Raw genomic sequence first — 2,653 nt, forward strand, 5'->3', positions numbered from 1 at the left:
TCCGCGTACGCCCCCTTGCGTCTACTTTGACAAATATGAATCGGAGGTTTTCTCGATGAAAAAACTTATCGTAATTGCGGCCGGTATAGCCGCATTCACGACTGGATGTGCATCACAGCCGGATAAGATTGGAGCGGCGTACGTTAGTCCATTGAAGTACAAGGATTACGACTGTGAAATGATCGCACTGGAACGCGCATCCGTTGAACGCAAAACAAACCAGCTTCATTACAAGCTGAAGCAGGAGGCAAACAAGGATGCTGGGCAAATGGCCGTTGGGATGGTGCTGTTCTGGCCGGCTCTGTTCGTCCTAGAGGGCGGTGACGGGCCTGAAGCAGCAGAGTATGCGCAGTTGAAAGGGGAATACGTCGCATTGGAAGATACAAGCAATGTCAAGAAATGCGAACTTGATTTCGCTGACGATCTTTCAGAGGCCATTGAGAAAGAAGACGCGTAGATGAAGCCTCGCTGACGAGCTCGAGGAACTGGCCTGGGGCCCCGCGGGCAAGTATTGGCCGGTTCTTTCTGCCCAGGCGGAGTAGGGCGCCATGATCTATGCAAGAGTCAAGGTCCTAGCCATATGCGGCATTGTCGCTAGAAACGATAAAGGCGCTTCTCGCTAGTAGGTGGGTCGAGGACAACCGAGAAGATAGGGGCATGCTCTTGGCCATACAGCCTTATCGATTCCAATAGTATTCGACCGTACTCCATACCTATAGCCGAACGGCAATCGACCTGCATCGCCGGCGGCACCGATCTGACAAATTCTACGGACTTATCGATATCTACGCCTATCGTTAGTATCATCAAGCCTGGAATACTCGGGCCCTGTAGCTGCGCGTCCAAGGGTCGGTCAAACTACGGAGACGAGGGATATGTTTACACATGCGAACGAGCCGCAGTCCATAGGCGGAGTTTTGGATAGCGGTTTCAAGCTTTTCACTGCATCCATCAAACAGGTCGCCCCTATCACCTATTTGGGTGCGTTGGGTGGTGCGATCGGGGCATGGGTATTGCAGACTTCAATGCTCAACCAAATCGCGGAAGGGGGAGCGCCATTAGACTTTGACGTGCCGTTGTTGGCCGGGACATACATCGCCATGGTGATTGTCGGTACGATCTTGATGGCTGCCGCGATCATCAGGATTCGAGCAGTATTCACGAGCGAGACGATGTCGTTTGGTCTGGCAATGTTGGGTGGCATGAAGCGAGCCCCGGCCGTTATCGGCGCGTCGCTTATCTACATGCTTGCTTTCCTGGTCGGATCGATTCTGTTGATCGTCCCCGGTATCTATATCAGCGTGATGTTGGCTTTCGCGTTCTATGCTGCAGCAGCAGACAACAATGGGCCGATTGAGAGCATCAAGTACAGCTACGGGCTCGTGAAAGGGAACTGGTGGCGTACCGCGGGCTTGTTGACAATAATGATGATTGTTGTGCTTGTGTTTTATGTTGCGGTCGGGTTTGTTGTCGGGATCTTGGCGGCCTCATCTGACTCCGCACAGGATCTACAACCCAGTATTCTGGGCGACATAGTGATTATCCCGGTAATAACAGCCGTAATCACGGCAATGATGTACTGCCTGGCATACGCGGTCTACCACGATCTAAAGCTGCGCAGTCAAGGCATTGATTTGGCAGAGCGAATCGAGAGTCTGGACAAGGAGTGATCGTACAGCGCTCTGCGGCGCTGCTCGTAGGAGCGCTGCTCCTTTGTTTGCCTTTCAGCGACTCAATTGCTGACCTGGCAACTGCCATAGGGGAATGCAACGCAACAGTCGCCAGCGTGGAGGACTCAAGTCAGATATCGGTCGGTGATAGCTGCCCCGATCTGATAGAGGAAATCGAGTCGAGCCAATGGCGAGAGACGCTGGCACCCGGATGGCAAGAGGAGTTTTCCTTCTCGCAGCTCTCCGAGTTCGAGTATTTCGCGTTTTACTACGATCAACGGCCTTTGGTGGGCAGCGAGCTGTCCCTGTTGTCACTGGATGAAATCGTGCTCGGTCTCGGTGACGCCGAGGTTATAGACAACAAATCCCTCTGGGAAAGGTTCGTGGATTGGTTCAACGGGCTGCAATCAGACAAGTCGGACCAGGCCCCGGGCTGGTTGACCGAATGGCTATCGAATGTTGAGGTATCAAGCTTGGCAATTGAGATCATATTCTGGTCGCTCAGTGCACTGATAGTTGCCGCTGCAATTGGGATCATCGTAACGGAAATCAGAACGGCCCGAGACTCATTGCCGCGCAATGTGCCGAAGACCAGGAACAGCGCGGGGAGGGCGGATCTGGTAGTGGATGATCGACTTCTGACACTTGAGGATGTAAACAGTGCTGCTCTTGACGACAAGCCATCGCTCCTCTTGCGCCTCGTGTTGCAACGCCTGGAGTCACTCGGGGAAATACCCTACAACCCGGCTCGTACTCATCGTGAGGTGAGGCGCGCAGCAAGCGTATTGGGAAGCGATGGGCTACATGTCGTCTCGCGTATTTCAGAGTCCGCGGAACGAATCCGTTTCAGCTGCGAAAAGAATCGACCGCAACAGATTGATGAGGTGGTGTCTGCTGGCATCACGCTGGTCGGCAATTTGAAACCGCGGCAGGCCTGAGCTATGCGCGATCGACTTACAACGTTTGCCGGCGCGCTGCTTGCC

General features: G+C 53.7%; 3 protein-coding genes. All 3 read left to right on the plus strand.

Going from position 1 to position 2,653, the window contains the following annotated elements; translation table 11 throughout:
• Positions 1 to 457: hypothetical protein (locus WBM60_RS17135; RefSeq protein ID WP_424283399.1), on the plus strand; the 457-nt coding region annotated here is incomplete at its 5' end.
• Between the two features lie 418 nt (positions 458 to 875).
• A complete protein-coding gene (locus tag WBM60_RS17140; protein WP_424283400.1) occupies positions 876 to 1,670 on the plus strand; it encodes a hypothetical protein in 795 nt (264 codons plus the stop codon).
• Entirely contained in the window at positions 1,667 to 2,608 is a 942-nt protein-coding gene (locus tag WBM60_RS17145) for a hypothetical protein (RefSeq protein ID WP_424283401.1), read from the plus strand. Before WBM60_RS17140 ends, WBM60_RS17145 begins: the two co-directional genes overlap by 4 nt.
• Positions 2,609 to 2,653 lie beyond the last annotated feature (45 nt).

Source organism: Eudoraea sp., from assembly GCF_049669105.1.
GTDB lineage: Bacteria > Bacteroidota > Bacteroidia > Flavobacteriales > Flavobacteriaceae > Eudoraea.

Bases quoted from the DNA above. Each gene is read 5' to 3' on its own strand.
- WBM60_RS17140 (WP_424283400.1), top strand. From the start codon at position 876: ATGTTTACACATGCGAACGAGCCGCAGTCCATAGGCGGAGTTTTGGAT.